This window comes from Mucilaginibacter sp. CAU 1740, assembly GCF_039839285.1.
Lineage (GTDB): Bacteria > Bacteroidota > Bacteroidia > Sphingobacteriales > Sphingobacteriaceae > Mucilaginibacter.
This window is the reverse complement of the sequence record NZ_JBDOQS010000011.1, coordinates 267,273-286,107: the sequence shown is the minus strand read 5'-3', so window position 1 is coordinate 286,107 and position 18,835 is coordinate 267,273. Positions and strand designations below refer to the sequence as shown.

The 18,835-nt window shown below is 44.1% G+C and carries 12 protein-coding genes; 1 reads left to right on the top strand and 11 read right to left on the bottom strand.

Translation table 11 applies throughout. From position 1 onward, the window contains the following. Positions 1-256: 256 nt before the first annotated feature. From AAFN85_RS22910 to AAFN85_RS22860, 11 genes are all read right to left on the bottom strand, one after another. Positions 257-4,468, bottom strand: coding sequence for a two-component regulator propeller domain-containing protein (locus AAFN85_RS22910; RefSeq protein WP_347530007.1), 4,212 nt, complete (start codon positions 4,466-4,468; stop codon positions 257-259). Positions 4,469-5,011: 543 nt separating this feature from the next. Beyond that, positions 5,012-5,920, bottom strand: a complete 909-nt coding sequence (locus AAFN85_RS22905; RefSeq protein WP_347530006.1) for a PepSY-like domain-containing protein — start codon at positions 5,918-5,920, stop codon at positions 5,012-5,014. A gap of 318 nt (positions 5,921-6,238) precedes the next feature. After that, complete coding sequence (locus AAFN85_RS22900) at positions 6,239-6,859, bottom strand: tetratricopeptide repeat protein (protein ID WP_347530005.1); 621 nt, start codon at positions 6,857-6,859, stop codon at positions 6,239-6,241. Continuing rightward, positions 6,847-8,025, bottom strand: a complete 1,179-nt coding sequence (locus tag AAFN85_RS22895) for a hypothetical protein (RefSeq protein WP_347530004.1) — start codon at positions 8,023-8,025, stop codon at positions 6,847-6,849. Before AAFN85_RS22895 ends, AAFN85_RS22900 begins: the two co-directional genes overlap by 13 nt. Further along, positions 8,004-10,151, bottom strand: a complete 2,148-nt coding sequence (locus tag AAFN85_RS22890) for an urea transporter (RefSeq protein WP_347530003.1) — start codon at positions 10,149-10,151, stop codon at positions 8,004-8,006. Before AAFN85_RS22890 ends, AAFN85_RS22895 begins: the two co-directional genes overlap by 22 nt. Beyond that, on the bottom strand, positions 10,151-11,503 hold the full coding sequence (locus AAFN85_RS22885; RefSeq protein ID WP_347530002.1) for a hypothetical protein: 1,353 nt from the start codon (positions 11,501-11,503) through the stop codon (positions 10,151-10,153). Before AAFN85_RS22885 ends, AAFN85_RS22890 begins: the two co-directional genes overlap by 1 nt. 11 nt (positions 11,504-11,514) lie before the next feature. Next, on the bottom strand, positions 11,515-12,570 hold the full coding sequence (locus tag AAFN85_RS22880; protein WP_347530001.1) for an ATP-grasp domain-containing protein: 1,056 nt from the start codon (positions 12,568-12,570) through the stop codon (positions 11,515-11,517). Positions 12,571-12,573: 3 nt separating this feature from the next. Further along, on the bottom strand, positions 12,574-12,816 hold the full coding sequence (locus AAFN85_RS22875; RefSeq protein WP_347530000.1) for a PqqD family protein: 243 nt from the start codon (positions 12,814-12,816) through the stop codon (positions 12,574-12,576). Between the two features lie 78 nt (positions 12,817-12,894). After that, positions 12,895-13,269: a response regulator gene (locus tag AAFN85_RS22870; RefSeq protein ID WP_347529999.1), complete on the bottom strand. Its 375-nt coding sequence runs from the start codon at positions 13,267-13,269 to the stop codon at positions 12,895-12,897. Positions 13,270-13,566: 297 nt separating this feature from the next. After that, a complete protein-coding gene (locus AAFN85_RS22865; RefSeq protein ID WP_347529998.1) occupies positions 13,567-14,262 on the bottom strand; it encodes a LytTR family DNA-binding domain-containing protein in 696 nt (231 codons plus the stop codon). Between the two features lie 197 nt (positions 14,263-14,459). Continuing rightward, a complete protein-coding gene (locus tag AAFN85_RS22860; RefSeq protein ID WP_347529997.1) occupies positions 14,460-15,623 on the bottom strand; it encodes a sensor histidine kinase in 1,164 nt (387 codons plus the stop codon). Between the two features lie 378 nt (positions 15,624-16,001). Here AAFN85_RS22860 and AAFN85_RS22855 point away from each other — a divergent pair, with 378 nt between their 5' ends. Next, the gene (locus AAFN85_RS22855; RefSeq protein ID WP_347529996.1) at positions 16,002-18,827 is read left to right on the top strand and encodes a TonB-dependent receptor; all 2,826 of its coding nucleotides are present in this window, start codon (positions 16,002-16,004) and stop codon (positions 18,825-18,827) included. Positions 18,828-18,835 lie beyond the last annotated feature (8 nt).

Sequence of the window (18,835 nt, the reverse complement as noted above, 5' to 3'; positions counted from 1 at the left end):
GATATTTACTCAGATAATTCCGCTTTAAGGTTAGATCATTATTGATGTTCCGCATAATTGAATTAACGTTTTTTATTGCTTGTTAATTCTGTTACCGAATTATCTAACCTTTACAATTGCGAGGTACGAAGCAATCGCGAGCTATACAGGGCGGACCTGCTTCCGTGCGATTGCTTCGTACCTCGCAATGACGTCTTTTATAAGCGGTAATTTCCAAAAAGCTTTGGTGTCTTTGCGTTAAAAAATAGCGTCAGGATCAACTCTCCCTGATCACATCCCTATTCACGTTGTAGTTATTATGGAACGGCTTGCGATACTTTTTAATATAATCTGAAGGGTTAATACCGAATAGTTTATGGAACTGCTCTCTGAAATACTTCAGATCATTTAAACCTACCTTATATGCTGCTTCATAAACTGTACTATCAGATGTTAGCAATATCTCGGCTGCTTTACGCAGGCGGATAAAACGGATAAAGCCATTGGCAGATTGGCCCGAGATGGATTTGATGCGTTTATACAAATTTGAATGGCTCATACCTATTTCGGCAGCGAGGGTTTTGATACTGAAATCGGGATCAGTAAGGTGCTGCTCAACTATCTGCAAACATTTTTCGAGGAACTCTTTATACTCCTGGGAGATCTTCAGATCGTTGGATTTGTTGAGCGTGATCTCATTATAAAAATACTTTTGCAGGTTATTGCGGCTTTTCAGGATGCCGTTAACACGGGCTATCAGGATCTCACGGTCAAATGGCTTACTGATATAATCGTCGGCTCCTCCTTCAATGCCTTTTAGTTTAATCTCTGGCGATGAACTGGCCGTTAGTAATATTACCGGAACGTGGTTCATCACCGGGTCTTCTTTAATGCGACTGCACAACTCAATACCGCTTACCCCGTTCATCATCACATCGCTTATCACAATATCGGGCATTAGGTTACAGGCCATTTCAAGGCCGGTGGTACCGTTATCGGCCTCAAATATCTCGAACTCATTGCTAAAGATCTGTTTAAGATATGTCCTGATTTGTTCGTTATCATCAACCAGCAACATGGTTTTGGTGGTTGAACTCAGGGCTTCCTGGTTTTTAACAGGCGATACAGATCCTACTTCAACAGGTACCAACTCACCTTTATTCTCCATCAACTCATCCAAAAACACCGAAGTTTCGGCAACATCCTCAAAAATAAATTGCTGACCGAAATGTTCTTTCCCTTTTAATAACGATACTAAAAAGGTGGTGCCTTCTCCCTGCTTACTTTCATAGGTAATATTGCCCCTATGGTTTTCGATAAACACTTTAACCAGGTAAAGCCCGATACCAAAGCCCCCGGTATTGGCCGTTGGGTTTTGTAATTGATGGAATTTATCAAACAACTCATCACCAGTACCCTCGGCTATGCCGCAGCCGCTATCTTTTATAGCAATGGTAACCCCTTCTTCCCTATCGGTTATTGTACAATTTACTATGCCTCCGTCGGGCGTAAATTTTAAGGCATTGGAAATGAGGTTAAACAGAGCTATCTCCATTTTTTCCTTATCGGCATAGATCTCGATAGATTCATGCCCGGTAATAAAATCAAACTGAATGTTTTTTGCCCGGGCCTGGTGGTTAAAGCATAAAAACACCTCATGGCAAAGCGAAACGATGTTGAGCTTCACTATTTTCAGCTTATCGGTATCACTCTCGGCCTTGCGGAAAAGCAATAACTGATCAACCAAACTCAATAACCTGCGCGCGTTTCGATAAACAATATGCAAGTTGCCATTATCATCAGGCTGCCCGCCTTTGCCAAACAGCATATCCTTTACCGGGTTGATAATGAGCGTTAACGGGGTGCGAAACTCGTGCGAGATGTTAGTAAAGAAGGAAAGCTTGCGTTCGTTCAGTTCCCTATCCTTTTCGGCAGAGAGTTGCGCAACCTGAACCTCTAATTTAAGTTTGGCCTGATTAATTTTGTATAACCGGTAATAATTGAAAAGGAAACCGGCGGCAGCTATGTAGCAAATGTAAGCCCACCATGTTTTATACCATGGCGGTAGGACGGTTACCTGCAAAGTGGCATAATTATCAAACCAAATCCCATCCTGGTTGGATGCCTTTACTCTGAATGTGTAAGTGCCGGGATCAAGGTAACGGTAGGTGGCCGAACGCTGGTTGCCTACATAGTTCCATGATTTATCAAGGCCTTCCATTTTGTAGGCGAAATCTCCTTTTTGGGGGTAGGCATAATTAAACGCGGTATATTGAATGGAAAAAACGGATTGATCGGGCTGTAAAATTACCTTACGGGTTTCGTTAATAGTCGCGGGTATTTCGGTTCCGCTTTTGTCGCGGTCACCCGCCTCCACCTGCTTGCCGAAGATCTGCAAACCGGTTATCACCACACCGGGGCGATAATAACTTTTGTTTACCTGTGCCGGATCAAAAGCATTAAGTCCTTCGGTACCACCAAAATAGATGATGCGGTGAGCGGCATCAAAAGCAACCGAACCAACGTTGAACTGGCCGCCCTGTAAACCATCTGATTGATCATAGTTTTCTATTTTATTGGTAGAAGTATTGATGCTGGATAAACCTTTGTTGGTACTTACCCAAATGGTACCGTTGCCTGCATCCTTTACAGCATAAACTGTATTATTGGCCAGTCCATTTTTTTCGTTAAATACTTTCAGGGATTGAGTTTTCAGATTGTATACCAACAAGCCGTCTCCTTCAGTACCTATCCAAAGGTGTTGCGTTGCATCATGATACAATGAAAATATCACCGCGCCCGGCAGGTATTTTTTCTCATCCGCTGTTTTCAAAAATTTTGTGAAACGGTTTGTGCTTACATCGAAATAATCCAGTCCGCCGCCATAAGCCCCAATCCAGAGGTTGCCCTTCTCATCCTCGGCAATGGCCCTAACATCGTACGAACTGATACTGCTATTGGCCGGATTATAATTTTTAAACGACCGTGTAGCCGGATCGTACAAACTCAATCCACCACCGTTGGTGCCTAACCACAGGCGTTTGCGTTTATCCTCATAAATAACCCTTACATCATTCCCGCCCAAACTGTTAGCTACGCCGGCAGTATGACTAAAATTGGTAAAAGAATCGGAGGCGCGATTGTATAAAAACAAACCTTTAGCATAAGTGCCGAGCCATACGTTGTTATTACTATCGGTAAATCCGCTTAAAATCGCATTATCAGTTAAGCTGCCGGCTTTACCATCAGCTTTATATTGTTTGATCAGCGTTCCGTCCGGCCGGTTTTTGAGCAGGCCATCACCATCTGTTCCGAACCATAGCGTACCGTCTTTATCGATGGTCATTCCGTAAAAACGCACCATGTTTTCGCTTTCTTTATCGGTGTGCTTACGTTGGATACGGGTAAACTTTTCGGTTTTATTGCTCACCATGTAAATACCATCGCCATAGGTGCCCAGCCAGGTATTTTTATCCCTATCGATATAAAGGGTTTGCACCGAGCGCGGGGTAAGGTTAAAGCCGTCGTCGCCGGTAACGGGTTCAAGAATAAAGTTGTTGACGTTGTAATTAGCAGAGCCACCCAGATCAAGTTTATATAAACCACCATCTTGCAAGCCAATCAATAGTTTTTTGTCGGTTGCTTCGTTAAGCGCTATGTAGCGTTTGCTTTTGGCCCCGCTTCGCTCGTTGGGCAACTGATAAAATTTACCCGCTTGGCGGTTATACCAGGCCAGTCCGTTGCCGGTAGCTATCCAGATGTTATGAAAATGATCTTCAAAAATATCGTTGATCCGGCCGGATGGAGGAAGATCGGTATTCAGCTTTTTGCTGATAGCACCATTAGATTGTGTGAATACATTAAGTCCTCCTTCTTGCGTACCTACCCACAGTAAACCCTGCGAATCTTCGAGCATTGAAATCACCCTGTCGTCGGTAAGCGCGTCGAGCGTTTTGTGCCTATAATTGCTGAATTTACCGGTTTGGGTATTATAATATGAAAAGCCGATACCATAGGTTGATACCCAGAAATTACCTCCACGGGCAGATACAATGTTGTTTACATCCTCCTTTTGCGTGCGGCCTACGTTTACTTTATAATGGGTAAAATTTTCGGTGCGGGTATCCAATCGGCTCAAACCGTCACGCGATCCCACCCAGATCATGCCATCTTTCCCGGTAAAAACTTTTTCTACGTAATTGCTGGTTAAGCCCGACGAATCACCTTGTTTGGATTTGAATACTTTGAAAGTTGTACCATCAAAACGATTGAGACCATCGCTGGTGGCAAACCACATAAAGCCATTGGCATCCTGGGTAACGCTGTTCACAATGCCGAAGGAAAGCCCATCCTTTAATGAATATTTTAAAGCTTTGTTTTTGATGGGTGATTGTGCGTGCGAGGCTGTAAAACAAAACTGCAAGATCGCAATTAACGACAGCCTGATCAAAAACCACGAATATTGTTTACTTGGTAAAAGTGCCAGCATCTAAATTTCTCTTAATATCCAACAAAGCCTAACAGGCTCATAAAAATCTATTTACAACCGTAAAATCGGTAAAAAAATTGGGCGGATAGTATTTTAGATGATCTAAGCGCCTGTTTTGATGGTTTATAATTGAGAAGCAATATATAAATTAATTGTAAAAAAAACACTTAAAATAAAAAAAATTAATTGTCTACGATAAGTGACATGTTATTGCGAGTAAATAAAAGCCGAGGCATCTGAAGGAGATATGACGTTTGGTGGGTCGGCCTGTCACTCTGAGCTTGTCGAAGAGTCGCGCGTAGAGGCCAGCCCACCATGCTTCGACAAGCTACCCATGACATCCATTTTTAACTTGTCATGAGTAGCGCAGCGCGGCATAGCACGGAAGCACAGCCGCCCTGTATAGTATGCGATTGCCACGTCGCGGCTTTCACTTCTTCCCGGCAGCTCCTCGCAATAACATGTTTTACAGGTTCCATTTTAAAAAAAAACCCGACAACTCTAAAGCTACCGGGGTTTCAATTAACTGATCGAAGAAGAATCTTAATGCACCGCAAAAGCTTTCACAAACGTGCCCGAAGCGTCAAACACAATAACATATTTGGTACTGTTTGAGGTGATGGATACCGCGTAGCCTTTTAAGGTACCACCTTGGCTGTACGAGAACGCTTTATCAAACACATAGCCCGGATAGGTAGTGGTTAAATAAGTGGTGATGGCAGCAGGCAGTGCAGCTTCGGCCATAGCTGTGTGTTTGCCAATATGTTTATCAACCTGTACACGTTTTACAAATGTTCCGTTGGCTTTGATAGCTGTAGCGAACAGGCCGTTGTTTTTGCTGATGAGGACATAAGTAGTATCCGGCGTTACCGATGCATGCAACAGGGTATCTGTTGGATAATTAGTTTTGAAGTAGGTGGTTACAGCGGTAGGCAATGCTGAAATAGCTACTGTATCCCTGTGCTTACCATCCCGGTTATCAAACGGACCTCCGTGGTGCCAGCCCTGGCCTTTCAGATCGGGTTTGGCACGTTGTTCCAATACGCTTACAAATGTGCCGTCGGCAGTAAATTTAAGACCAACGTATGCGCTGTTGTATTTGATCAATACGATGTAGTTTACAACAGTTTTTACACTATCAGTAATAGCGTAAGCCTTTTTGAAAGTGTAGCCACTGTAATTGGCTGTTAAATAAGTACCAATGGCAGATGGTAAAGCGCTGAAAGCAACCGAATCTGTCTTATCATGTCGACCGTAGCAACCTACAACATAAACAGTATCCGTACTGCCCGAAGCCAGGCTAACCGCAATAGCCCCTGCCGAGGTTACTGCCGATGACGAAAAAGTTTGTGTTGATGTTGAGCTTTTTGAAACGCTCTGTTTTTGGCATGATGACAGGCCAATGATCAGGGCTATCAGCAGCAATAAAATGTGGGTAAATTTAATTTTCATACCTGTTAATTTTAGTTGATAATTAGTCGCCGCGTTTTTAAAGCGGCTTGTTTCATTAACTAAAATTAGAGGAGACGGGTGATTGTAACAATGTTGTGTCGATTAACGGAATTATAAAATCGACAAATGAAAAGAGGGGTATAGAAATTTTAATTCCCTCCTTGGGGAGGGGCGCGATGGATTGTGTTGTGGCAGGGAGGGGTTTGTCCGCCTTGCCTCATCAGCATGCATGGCGAAGAAACCCCTCCCTACACCCTCCCAAGGGAGGGAATCGCACAATCCTCCGCTTTTTAATGCGTCTCTACGAGAAAAGATTATTTATTTACACCTATTTAACCCATCAGTACTCGAAGCATCATCAGGCTTAATAATGAGCGCTTTTTGAAAATACGGACGGGCATCATTCTTCTTCCCTCCCATCAAATAACTCCAGGCCAACATGTGGTTGCCGTCGTAATCGAAGGGGTAAAGGGTAATTACCGTTTTAAAATATTTGATGGCAGGATCGTATTGTTTGCGGTTATAATAGATCACCCCGGCCCAGTAATTGGCCTGCGTGTTTTGCGGGTCTGTTTTCAGGATAGCGAGGTACTGCTCCAGCACTTTATCCCAGCTTTGCAAAAACGAAAGCGGTTTTACGTAACCAAACCGGGCCTCGATGGCATTGGGTTTCAGAGCGATGGCCTTTTGATAGTATGCCTGCGATGCAAGGTAGTTTTTGTTGAGGTAATGCAGCCAGCCGAGGCGGATATTTACATCGTAACTCCCTTCGGCCTGGTATGGGTAAACATCATTTATAGCGGCCTGGTAGTTTTTATTAAGTTCGTTGGCATAGCTGTTACGGAACGCTTTCTGAAGCTCGGCGTTGGTTTGCGCCTGCAGCCCAGTGGCGAAGGGTACGAAAAGAAATGCAATCAACGTCGTCTTTAAAACTTCCATATCATACCCAGGGTTATCGAGTTTTGGTTGTATTTTGTAGAACGGTAAATATCTGTTTTTCGCTCATAAATATAGTTTAAATTCAATAAGGCATGCCCGCTAAGCTGGTAAAAAGCGGTTTCGCCGCACCTGAACGTAGTAGGATCTATCGAATTATAAACGTATAAACCGTCGGCATCCTGGTAATCGTCCTGGTTACCAAAGGTTACCGAACTTTCCAGCCAAACTTTGTCAATAGCCTTAAAACCTATCGTTTGGTTATAAATAAAACGGTTATCCCCATCCATATTTAACAGCGACACACGGCTACCGGTATATAAATTGAGGTTGCCCGTTGGATAAAAATCAACCTTGGCGTTATATTGTTTCAGAACGTTGTTGATCAGTTTGCCAAACTGCCAATCGCCCTGCAAATCAAAATATCGGGTATTATATTTTATGCCGATTAGCCCCAGATTGCTGTGGTAATAATTATTGCGGTAACTGGTATGCAGGTAATGATACGAACCGATCAATTGGACGGATGAATTAAGCGCGAACTTCGTTTTCAAAAAATACTCCCACTGCCTGTCGGTACGGCCTGTTTGAGTAAAATGATCACGAAAGCCGCCACGGAGGATATTTTGCTTAAACAGCAGGCCCGACTGCTCCAATTGCCAGCGCCACGACAAGCGATTGCTCAGCCCTATCCGCTCAAAAAAACCGTTATCACGCTGGTCGTTATTAGGCAGTTTAATACCGGTTTCGGCAGATGCGTCTATCAACCCGAATGGCGATATTTTTAAAGAGCTTAGTGTTTGCTTATCGAGATATTTGGCCTGATAGGATACGCCTAAACTATTATTGAGATAAGTATTACAGTAGTAAGCAAACAGCCGGGCAGTGGCGTTGTATGAATCCTGGGCCAGCGTTTTATCAAACTCGGCTAAAGCAGCTTTATAGTTACCTTTTAGCATGTACGCGTAACCTAATTTAAACCGCAAACCCGGAAAATCGTTCCCTTTTGCAACCTCGTTTTTACCGAAAATGATGAGTTGCTCCCAGTCGCCTGAATGGTATAAACGTTCGGCGGTACTATCGGCCACAGCGGTGCTATCCTGCTGCGCTTCGGCGGCCAGGGTAAAAAAAATCAAAGCCAGAAGGATCAGATATTTTCTGTACGCCATGTTGCCTTAGTTTGTTTGCCGTTTAACTGTATGCTCATTGATTGCAAACCGTTATGATCTATCGCTATCGATGCTTCCATTAATTGCCCGGTTATAGTTCCAACGCGTTGATATTGAGATGAACTAATGATGATCTTACCTTTATTCAAATACCCTGCCGACTGATAAATGATCTTCGAAAAGAGAAAAAACGGTGCCGCCAAATCCTGCAGCCAACGCAAAGGTTTATTGGATAAAACATGGAGGGGAAACTCATCGCTCACCACCATATTTTTCATAGCGCTAAAAACCACTTTGTAGGCGGCAAGATAAAACTGATACAGCACCGAGGTTTTATCACCATAAAAGCTGGTGAAGTAAAACATGTTGCCATTATTGATAAAATAAGCCGCAGCACCCGTGGTTTTGCAGTAAATATATTGCTGACCGTAGGCATCTTTAAACACCTCCCAATCTTCGCTTTTGCCATCATCTGTTTTAAGCGAGGCTACATAGCCAGGCTGTAGGTCAAAAGCCTTTTTTAATTGCTGATCAATATCAGGGCTGCTAATCAGTTGCCCTTCTTTAGGGATACTGAAAGTTTGCAGGTCATCCTGATTAAGATAGCATGCAAAGGGATAGGCCAGCGATTTGGCACCGATATAGGGCGTTGCCTGTACCTGGAAATGCAAATGCGGCTCGGGCGACCGGCCTGAACTACCGCAATGCCCTAAAATATCGCCCTGCTTTACTACATCACCAACTTTTACTTTGACCGAGTTTTTTTTAAGATGTGAAACTTTGGAGTACAAACCTGTAAGATGCTTTAAAACAACAGTGTTGCCCCAATTATCCTTCAGGTTTTCCTGGCCAATGGCATTATCCTCAATGGTATCAACAACCGTTTCTACCACTCCATCCGCGCAGGCTATTACCGGTTTATTGAAGCAATAATAATCGGCAGGCGAAGCGCCCGGCAGCTGATATGTTTTTTGTTCATCATCACGGATCACAAAATCAAGCGCATGGCCCCATTCGCCTTTGTGGGTGATGTCGCCATCGTATCCTTGTGAAACCGTCCACGAACCCATAAATGGCAAGTTTAACCGCAGGTATTTCAGATCATCCAAGCGTTTTTGCTGGTTTAAAAACTGGTAAAGGTTGCGCTCGGGTGAGTAATGCTGCAAACCTGTTAAAGCGAGTTTTACCGGATATCCACGAAGAGTTAACAACCAGATCACACCGATATTGACCACGCAAAATGGCAAAGAAAACACAGGCAGCGCATGCACGGAAAAAAATCCCGTAAGCCCGTTTATCAAAATAAACGACACCGGGATGCTCAACACAGCCAGCAGGTATGAACGCCATGAGGGGATAGTAAAAAAACTCCCCATTGCCATAGCCGCCATCATAACGTTTGCCCCTAAATGGTAGTAGCTGATGCCTTCAGGATAAACATGTGTTATGCTATTTAAACCGCAGGCAGCAATAAAACTAATGATGAGCAAACTGAAGGCTATGCGTGAATGGATGAGCATCCCCACACTCATCAACATACCGGTTAATATATTATGCTGAAAAAGCACCGCGCTCAACGAGTGAAAAAACAAAGCCACCCAAACCGGCAAATGCGCCGAAAGGTAACCTTCAAGCCCAGCCACATCACCCGGGCCACGATACAACTCCTGCAATAAGTAGTTTGTACGAAGCTGCAAGCCCATGCTAAATATGCTATTGGCTGCCATTAGCACCAGCCAAAAGGTGATGATAAATGGCAAGGACAGCATAGGCAGGCCAAGCTTGCTTAAACGCTGTGTCATGATAACAGATAGCGCCACAGCCATGCAGCAGGCCACCAGCAACCACATTGCAAACATGATATTGAGATTGTAAAAAGCGCCGAAAGCTATACCCAGTAAAAGACTGTTAAAACTGTAAATTCCTTTTTGCCGGTCATCAGCATTAAAATTGAGCGTACCGGTTATGAGTAACGAAACAATAACACAAGCCAGCCCGGCAATGCCCGAAGCTGTATTTAAAAAAGATGCAAGCAGCAAAATAATGCCAAACACCCGGTTCTGCGAAAAAAACAGAACGGCGTAGGTATTAAGCACCGATTTTAAAAATGCTGCTGTTTGCTTCACTATTTAACTGCTAAATGTGATGGTATTAATTCAGGCTCTTCGGTGTAGCCAAGCGTTTCGCTTTTGCGGATCAGGTGCGCGCGCTGCTGCTCATCTATCATTACAACGGCCGGCCGCAGGGTGATGAATTGCATCCATTGGGTCATGTTATAAGCCCCTACCTTGTGTACCACCACCTGGTCGCCGGGATCTAATAGCGGCAGGTTGATACTTTCCCTGATCACGTCGATATTCATACACAGCGGCCCGTACATCACCATATTTTCGGTGTGGGGCACAAAATCCTGCGCGGGGCTTACCTGGTGATCGTACCAGAATGAGGTGAACAGGATATTCACCCCAAAATCCATCACCAAAGCGCGTTTTCCTGCGCTTAAGCGCTTATTGGCTATCACCGTACCTAACAGGTAACCGGCATCATCAATCAACGCGCGACCGGTTTCTAAAATCAACAAGGGCAGATCCTCATTGGCAAAACCATAATTGAGTATGGAAGATGTTATCACCTCGGCAAAATCATCAACCGGCGGTACGGTATCCTGACCGGGTAGGTATGCGCCTTTCAGCGTATTGGTTGAGGGAAATCCTCCCCCCATATCAATATATTCAATTTTATGGCCGAACTGTTTTTTGCAGCCCATGCTTAGCGCACATAGCTTATTGGCGGCTACACCATAAGCATCGGTGCTGGTTACATAAGTACCTATGTGGCAATGCAGACCCGCCAAATGCAATGTGCCCGATTCCAGTATTTTCACTATGGCCTGCCATGCTTCATTGCTTTCGTAATTAAAGCCAAAGCGGTCCCAAAGGGGATAAACACCTGTATCCATATTTACGCGGATGGCTACGCGTGGTTTATTGGTCAGTCCTTTGCTTAAAGCCAGTAACTGGTTCAACTCTTCAAAATGATCAATATGGATCAATGAATCATTATCGATAGCCAATTGCAACTCGGCGGTTGATTTACCGGGACCGTTAAAAATTATCCTGTTACCCGGCACACCATTATTCAGTGCCTTCTGGTATTCAAAACCGGATACCACCTCGGCCCAGCTGCCCTCCTGGTGAAAAACCTGGCAAACTGCGTTAAGGTAATTGGTTTTATAACTCCAGGCAAACTGCACTTTAGGATAACGCGTGCTAAACGCCCTGTGTGCCGAGCGGTAATTTTTACGGATCTGCTTTTCGGATAGCACGAACAGCGGCGAGCCATAGCTTTCCGTTAAGCTTTTCACGCTCAGTCCGTCGATGCTTTTAACCGGCTGCATGCCATTGCCCGAGCCGAATTTGTTCATCACACCGGCCTGCAGCTTTTTAATATATGGTTTTTGGTATGGCAGCTTTTCCATTGTTGGTTTAATTATAATTGGCCAAAAGCCGAGATCTGGTGAAAATCGGCTATATCGGCAATATGGTCCCACGAGTACCTAACGAATAACTTTCCGGCCTCATAATCGGTCATTTTATCAACTGACTCACCTAAAGCCAGTTTTACCAATGCACCGGGTTGATTTTGGCCGGCAGCCGTGGCTAAAAATAACCACGCCGGGAACCGCGGGTTGATCTCCAATATATATAAGCGCCCATCATCGGTACTCATAATTTCCATTTCGTAGCCACCCCGCCATGCCGTTACAGCGGCAAATTTATCGGCCAGCTCAAGTAGTTTATCATCTTTAATGGTAACACCCGCCCAGGCTTTTCCTTTATCGGTGATATACAGTTTGCGCATCCCCACAACGCTCAGGTTATTGCCTGTTCCATCACCCAACGCGGCAATATTAACTTCGGTACCTTTTACATATTGTTGGGCAATAACAGGGATACCCCAGGTTGTGTTAAGCTGATGAAAGGCTTTTACAGCCTGATCCATAGTGTAAACAACATAAGCCTCGTAAAACTTCCCCTTAACCACTATCGGGAAACCAAATTCGTTAGCGGCCGCTTTCAAATCGTCGGCACTGTATAATTTATAGTCGGCAGGTACGTGCAAGCCATTCTTATCGCCGAAATCTCTTAAATTGATCTTATCTCTTAAAGCCAGCTGATGATGCGATGGTAAAAACGAAGCGATGCCCATTTGCTGCAAAGCAGGCGCTATCTTAATAAAATTGAACAGCTCCGAATCGAGATTGGGAATTATAACGCTGATCTTTTCCTGCTGGTGAATGGTTGTTAAGCGATCAAGCAGCGCAGTTTTTCCTTCTGTAGGGTAAGGCAATCTGTAGGTTTTGCTTACAAGCTCGCGCAGGTAAATACCGGGCTCCAACGAATCGTACGATAAGCCGATGATCTTAACGCCATCACCAAAAGCAGCCTTTAACGAGCGGATCACCGCCAGGCCAGGCCCCGGATTGTCATTGGCGTTAAGCCCCGTAACCGCTATACAAAGTTCAGCGTAATTATCTGCCCCCATATATTAGTTTTCCAGCAGGTTAGCTTCTTTCAGTTGCAGCAGCCAGTCGGCCCAATCCCGGTCAAATTGTTCGGCGGTAACATCGTATTGTTCCAATACGGCCGCCTTTATTTCGGCATAGGTTTTACCGCTTTTCATCATACCAAAAAGCACAGCGGCCATGCCATTCCCGCTAAAGGAATCGCCGGTGGCCGGGTTAAAAACAAACCCGTTTTCGCTGGTGGCAATATTGCTTTTAAGTTTCATTTATAGTTTACGCTAAGCTTAAACGGTAAACATAAAGGGTTTGTACCGGTTTTACAAAATCAATACTTAGGGGTTTATTTATGAGGCCATTAAATATTCCATACGCGATGCAAGTAATTCCATATCCAAGGGTTTCACAAACAAAGCATCGCATTTATAGGCATCGGCCATGGCTTTTTTCGACTTGAACGATGTTACCACGATGATAGGCACATTGCTCAATTGCTCATCGTTTTTAAAATCCTCACAAACCAGCGTACAATCATTATCCAACAACAGGTAATCGAGGATCACCAGGTCGGGATGAATTTGCCTTGCTTTATCGTAAACGCCATCCGGATCGTAAGTTAAATGCAGGTCGAAATCGCCGTAGTACATAATATCGTCAATAACCGATAGCATGCGGCTGTTTTTATCCAGCACCAGTATTGTTTTCTTGTCTTTGGGTTTCATAATAACAAGGTTTGTTGTTTTAGAGGATTTGCATGCGGTACGGGGCACCTACGGAGCCGGGAATACCTTCTTTTCTTTCTATAAACACGTTACTCCTACGGAGTACTTGTACAATGAATACTCCGTAGGAGTAACGTGTTTATAGCATACCGGCCCTCGAAATTTTGGCTCCGTAGGTGCCCCGTACTACATGCTATTCTTTTCTGAATTTGTTTACCATATAAAATTCATCATATTTTATATGCGGTGGAACTATGTGTCGTTGAGTGCGTTAAATGTGCCGACAAATCCTAAATCTTACTTGCCCCAATCCTTAATAAAATCGGCATAGCTGGTACCAACCGGCAACTCGGCTGTACGTAGTTTAACCTTACGATTATAAATAGACCTGATCTGCGCTTTAGCCACCACAAAACCGCGATGGATGCGGATAAACCTATTGGCCGGTAACTTTTCGATGATGTTTTTCAGAGGCATCAAAGTAAGCACCGGCTTTTCGGCACTTAGCAGGTGTATTTTTATATAATCCTGCATACTCTCTACGTATTCAATATCATTAACTTCTATCTTGATCAACCGGTACTCCGAATGCACATAAATAGGCTCATCCTGTTCGCTATCCGCCTGGTGTTTAATGGCATAATGATCGATCAGTTTGGTTACCGCCGAACCAAAACGCGTGCTGCTGATAGGTTTGAGCAGGTAATCAAGCGCCTCCAGCTCAAAACCATCGTAAGCGAATTTTTTATAGGCGGTTGTAAACACCACCATCGGCTTTCCCTGTAAGGAGCGCACCAAATCGACGCCGGTAATATCGGGCATATTGATATCTACAAAAAGTACATCTACCTTATTGCTCTTCAGGTATTCGGCCCCCGAAACGGCATCCTCAAAAGTATTAACCAGTTTTAGCGAGGGGTACCCATCTACATACTTTTTAATGATCTCCAAAGCCAGCGGCTCATCATCAATTGCTACACATTTTAACTGCATCGTTTTATGTTGTAATTCGATTGTTAACTAATCTCTAAATATGGGCGTTGCCTGCGCACGCCTCTATGGCTTACTAACATTTTGTCATGCTGAGGAACGAAGCATCTTCTACGACAAGCATGGCCGCTGTGCAGGGCGAAGAAGATGCTTCGTTCCTCAGCATGACAACGTGTTTTTAAACATGTTACCTTGAGGCACTAAGTAATAACCTCCAATTCCACCCTATACATATTATTTTCCGAACTGATATTCAAACTATGCTTGCCCGGATAAATATGCTGCAAACGCTGCCGGGTATTACTTATCCCAATTCCTTTACGGTTTGATGTGGGGCGATTATCAAAAATGGTGTTCTCGCACAAAAACAGGATCTTGTTATCCTTTACGTCGATATTAATGCGAATAACGGATGCCTCATGTTTGCTCACCCCATATTTAAACACATTTTCGATAAACGTCATGATCACCAAGGGCGGCACTTTTTGCAAACCGATATCACCCGAAAAATTAACCGTAAGCTCCGTTTTTTTGCCCAGGCGGAGTTTTTGCAGGTCGATATAATCAACAATGCAATCAATCTCGCTTTGCAGTAGCACAAAATCTTCGGTAACCTCGTCGGTAACGTAGCGCATAATATTGGAGAGCTTCATGATACTCTCCGAGGTATGCTCGCTATCCGTAACTGATAGAGCGTAAATATTATTAAGCGTATTGAACAGAAAATGCGGGTTGATCTGGGCCTTTAAAAACGATAGCTCGGCATGGGCCTTTTCGGCCTCGGCACGGATTACCATTTGCTCGGTAAGCTGCCATTTTTGTACGGTGCTTACAGCGATGCCCAAACCAATAACGATGATGAAAATGAACAGTGCTACCAGATCGATATTGCCCGACTGATGGATAAAAACCACCTGGTTTGATGGCTTCTTTAAATTGGGATCCTGCATGCGCAGATCTTCATGCGGCAGCGGCCCGAAATACATATTCTTATTACTATCCGCACCCGGCATCAACTGCGGACCAATAGGCGCAGTGGTACTTTGCTTTTCTTTTTTTAAGTTGTGCAAAAGCAGGTTATCAAACGGCTGCAAAAAATACACGCAACCCGATAGCAATAAAATAATAAGCCCGTAAATCACATACTTTTTATGAAATACAAACCGCGGCACCAAAAACCACGCATTAAAGTAAAACATAAAAATATAGGTGAGACAGAAAAGCCAGTAGTAAGGCGACAGGATAACCGTAAACGTAAAACCGCTGTTTTGCTGCGTACGGTTCATGAACAGCAGCGGAAATCCGAAAAATACCAGCCAGCCTGCAGCATGAATAAAAATGGAGGTGGCTTTAGAGCGGATCATCTGGTTACATTAACGCCTTGCTGATAATTAATAAGCGCCCGTGGCCGGGCGCTTATCTTATGAAAAAAACCATGATCCGAAAACCTGCAATTCCGGTTCATGGTTCAAATATGATGGCGCGGATGATATGGAACAATCATCTATCGGTGAACCGGCAAAATGTGTGGATGAATGCCACATAAAGTCTGGAGTTATGAGGTTTAAACACTGTTGCAAAGGTTACGAGAGATAATAATTTACTTCGAATAAAACAATCCCGAAGCCTCAAAGCACATTAAGCCAATATTAAGTTTTCGTTATGGAATGATCCCAGCTCCGATTATTCAAATTTCCTCCAAATTTCAGCGGGTTTCTTTGCGGAAAAATCACCCGTTGCTCATGAAACACTATTACTCCCGTTACAGGCTTTTGCTCTTCCTGGCATTAAGTCTGTTGTTCTCTATTAATTCCATCGCCCAAACCATAAAAGGTAAGGTAAGCGATTATAAAACCGGCGAACCGCTGGTTGGAGCTACCGTGCATTTAACCCAGGCCGGTGCAAGCAGGTTTGTAGCCGTATCCTTAAACGGCTCGTACAGCTTTAAAAACGTAAAAAATGGTGCTTACCAATTGCAGGTAAATTATGTGGGTTACAGCACATCGCAGGTTTACGAAGGCACCATTACATCGGCAGACGAAACTAAAACCATCAATGTGAGTCTGCAGGATGCAAGTCAGCAAATGACCGAGGTTAAGATCACTGCCTCAAACGGTAAAGAATCTGACCATGCCGTACGCACGATAGAAAAAACATCGCCAATGGTGCTCAACATTCTATCGGCAAACACCATCAAACTTTTGCCCGATGTTACCGTGGCCAATGCCTTGCAGCGTGTAAGCGGCGTTACCATCCAACGCTCGGCAAGCGGCGAAGGTCGGTATGCCATTATCCGTGGTATGGACCAGCGTTATAACTCAACCTTGGTAAACGGCATTAAAATACCAAGCCCAGATCAGCAATATCGTTTTGTGCCGATGGACCTTTTCCCATCAGAAATGCTTGAACGCCTGGAGGTGATCAAAGCTTTAACACCCAGCATGGAAGGCGATGCCATTGGTGGTGCCATGAACCTGGTAATGAAAAGCGCGCCAAGCCACTTTACCCTTAGCGCCAACGTATCGGGCGGGTTTTCAGGTTTGTTTTCGGATGGCCGTTTATTTAACGCGTTCAATGCTTCGCCTAACAAACAATCACCTGCTATTGTAAACGGCAACAACTTTGCCGCTACCCCTGCCGATTTTAATAACAAAGCCATAACCAGCGGCCATAGCCTTAACAACCCGTTCAGCTCTACAGCGGGTTTAACTATTGGCGATAGGTTTGCCAACAATAAATTAGGCATTATTGTATCGGCCAGCTATCAAAACGTGTACCGTGGTTCCGATTCAAAACAATTAACCCCCAACGCGCAGCCGTCACCAGTTCCGTTGCCAAACTCGCCGCAGTTTTCTGACGCTTATGATCGCACTTACTCAACACAAACCAAACGTGTAGGGATCCACAATAAGATAGATTATGTGATCAACGATAAAAACAAGTTATCGTTATACAACCTGTATATCCACCAGGATGAATCTGAATCGCGTTTTACGGCCGATACTTTGGGCCTGGGCCTGAATACTACTGCCTTAAACAAGCAGATCACCATTTCAAACAGGAGTACTTTAACCCAACAGTCTATTTACAACTCAACCCTGCATGGCGATCATATCCTTGGTAAAAAGTTTGTATTTAACTGGGATGGTGTTTACTCGGTTGCTAACAGGCACATGCCAGATCGTACTGAATTTTCATACGATGCCAATAAAACATTAAACACCGCAGGATCAGTTGTTACCGAATACGATAACAACACAGCGCTTGTACACCATTGGGAAAACAACCGCGACCGTGACCTGAGCGGCTACGCCAACCTGATCTTCACCCCTAAAATTGGCAATACTGACGTTGAATTTGCCGTAGGTGGCCTGTATCGCCATAAAACAAGGGATGCCGACTATATCGATTATCAATTAAAAGGCGGCTTAACTTACTACAATAACAACTTCAACTCGCTTCCTTTTGCTATAAATACGCCGGCAGGCGGTTTGGGTAGCAATAATGATCAGCTTGAAAATAACTACCATATCACCGAAAATGATAATGCCGAATACTTTCAGTTTAAATTTAACCCGTTAGATAAATTGCAGGTTTTAGGTGGTGTTAGGGTTGAAAACACGGATATGAGTTATGCTACCCAATCGCCAATTACGGTAACCGAGCGTAGCGGCAATATCAAATACACCGATGTATTGCCAAGCATCCACTTAAAATATGAATTAGCTGATAACCAAAATATCAGGGCATCTTACTTCGCATCTATCAGTCGCCCCGGTTTTGGCGAGATCGTGCCCTACAAAATTACCGGCGAATACTATGATCAGGAAGGTAACCCTCACCTGAAACATATCACTGCCGATAACTACGATTTGCGTTACGAACTGTTTCCCGGTGGTGCCGACCAGTTTTTGATCGGTACATTTTACAAAAAGATCTATAACCCTATCGAGTTTTTCGTGGTACGAGATGGCGGCCCAAGCACCCAGGTAATTAAACCGATGAATGACGCAGGGAACGCCACCAACTATGGTTTGGAAGTATTGGCTACCAAGTTTTTCGGTGTGCTGGGTTTCTCGGTTAACTATACCTATACGCACTCAAGGATCACTACTTCAAAACTGTTGTACCAGCAAAGTGCCGGTCAGTCGGCTAATCAAAGTTTTGTTGATGAAACCCGTCCGCTGCAAGGCCAGGCCGATAACGTAGGTAACGCGTCGATACTGTTTAAAAGCGCCAAATTAGGTTTGGATATGCAGGCTGCGTTTGTGTACACTGGCGAGCGATTGTTCCAGGTATCGCCTTATTACAACCTCGATTTTTATCAGCATGCCTACAACCAGCTGGACTTCTCGTTCGAGAAAACCATCACCAAAAAACTATCATTTTACGGCAAGATCAATAACATAACCAATGCCGCCGCCAAGATCTATCTGAAATACCCACATGCTCAGATCGATCCTAAACAACAGGAGTTTTTAGGCAAACAGGATATCACTTCGCAAACCCTGGTTCAGAGCGATTTTTATAAAACCTTCTTTTTGGGCGGTTTCAGGTATAAATTTTAATTAAGTAC

What these genes read in the sequence shown, in the direction of transcription:
- AAFN85_RS22910 (WP_347530007.1), bottom strand. Translation starts at nt 4,468, where the DNA reads ATGCTGGCACTTTTACCAAGTAAACAATATTCGTGGTTTTTGATCAGG.
- AAFN85_RS22905 (WP_347530006.1), bottom strand. Translation starts at nt 5,920, where the DNA reads ATGAAAATTAAATTTACCCACATTTTATTGCTGCTGATAGCCCTGATC.
- AAFN85_RS22900 (WP_347530005.1), bottom strand. Translation starts at nt 6,859, where the DNA reads ATGGAAGTTTTAAAGACGACGTTGATTGCATTTCTTTTCGTACCCTTC.
- AAFN85_RS22895 (WP_347530004.1), bottom strand. Translation starts at nt 8,025, where the DNA reads ATGGCGTACAGAAAATATCTGATCCTTCTGGCTTTGATTTTTTTTACC.
- AAFN85_RS22885 (WP_347530002.1), bottom strand. Translation starts at nt 11,503, where the DNA reads ATGGAAAAGCTGCCATACCAAAAACCATATATTAAAAAGCTGCAGGCC.
- AAFN85_RS22880 (WP_347530001.1), bottom strand. Translation starts at nt 12,570, where the DNA reads ATGGGGGCAGATAATTACGCTGAACTTTGTATAGCGGTTACGGGGCTT.
- AAFN85_RS22875 (WP_347530000.1), bottom strand. Translation starts at nt 12,816, where the DNA reads ATGAAACTTAAAAGCAATATTGCCACCAGCGAAAACGGGTTTGTTTTT.
- AAFN85_RS22870 (WP_347529999.1), bottom strand. Translation starts at nt 13,269, where the DNA reads ATGAAACCCAAAGACAAGAAAACAATACTGGTGCTGGATAAAAACAGC.
- AAFN85_RS22865 (WP_347529998.1), bottom strand. Translation starts at nt 14,262, where the DNA reads ATGCAGTTAAAATGTGTAGCAATTGATGATGAGCCGCTGGCTTTGGAG.
- AAFN85_RS22860 (WP_347529997.1), bottom strand. Translation starts at nt 15,623, where the DNA reads ATGATCCGCTCTAAAGCCACCTCCATTTTTATTCATGCTGCAGGCTGG.
- AAFN85_RS22855 (WP_347529996.1), top strand. Translation starts at nt 16,002, where the DNA reads ATGAAACACTATTACTCCCGTTACAGGCTTTTGCTCTTCCTGGCATTA.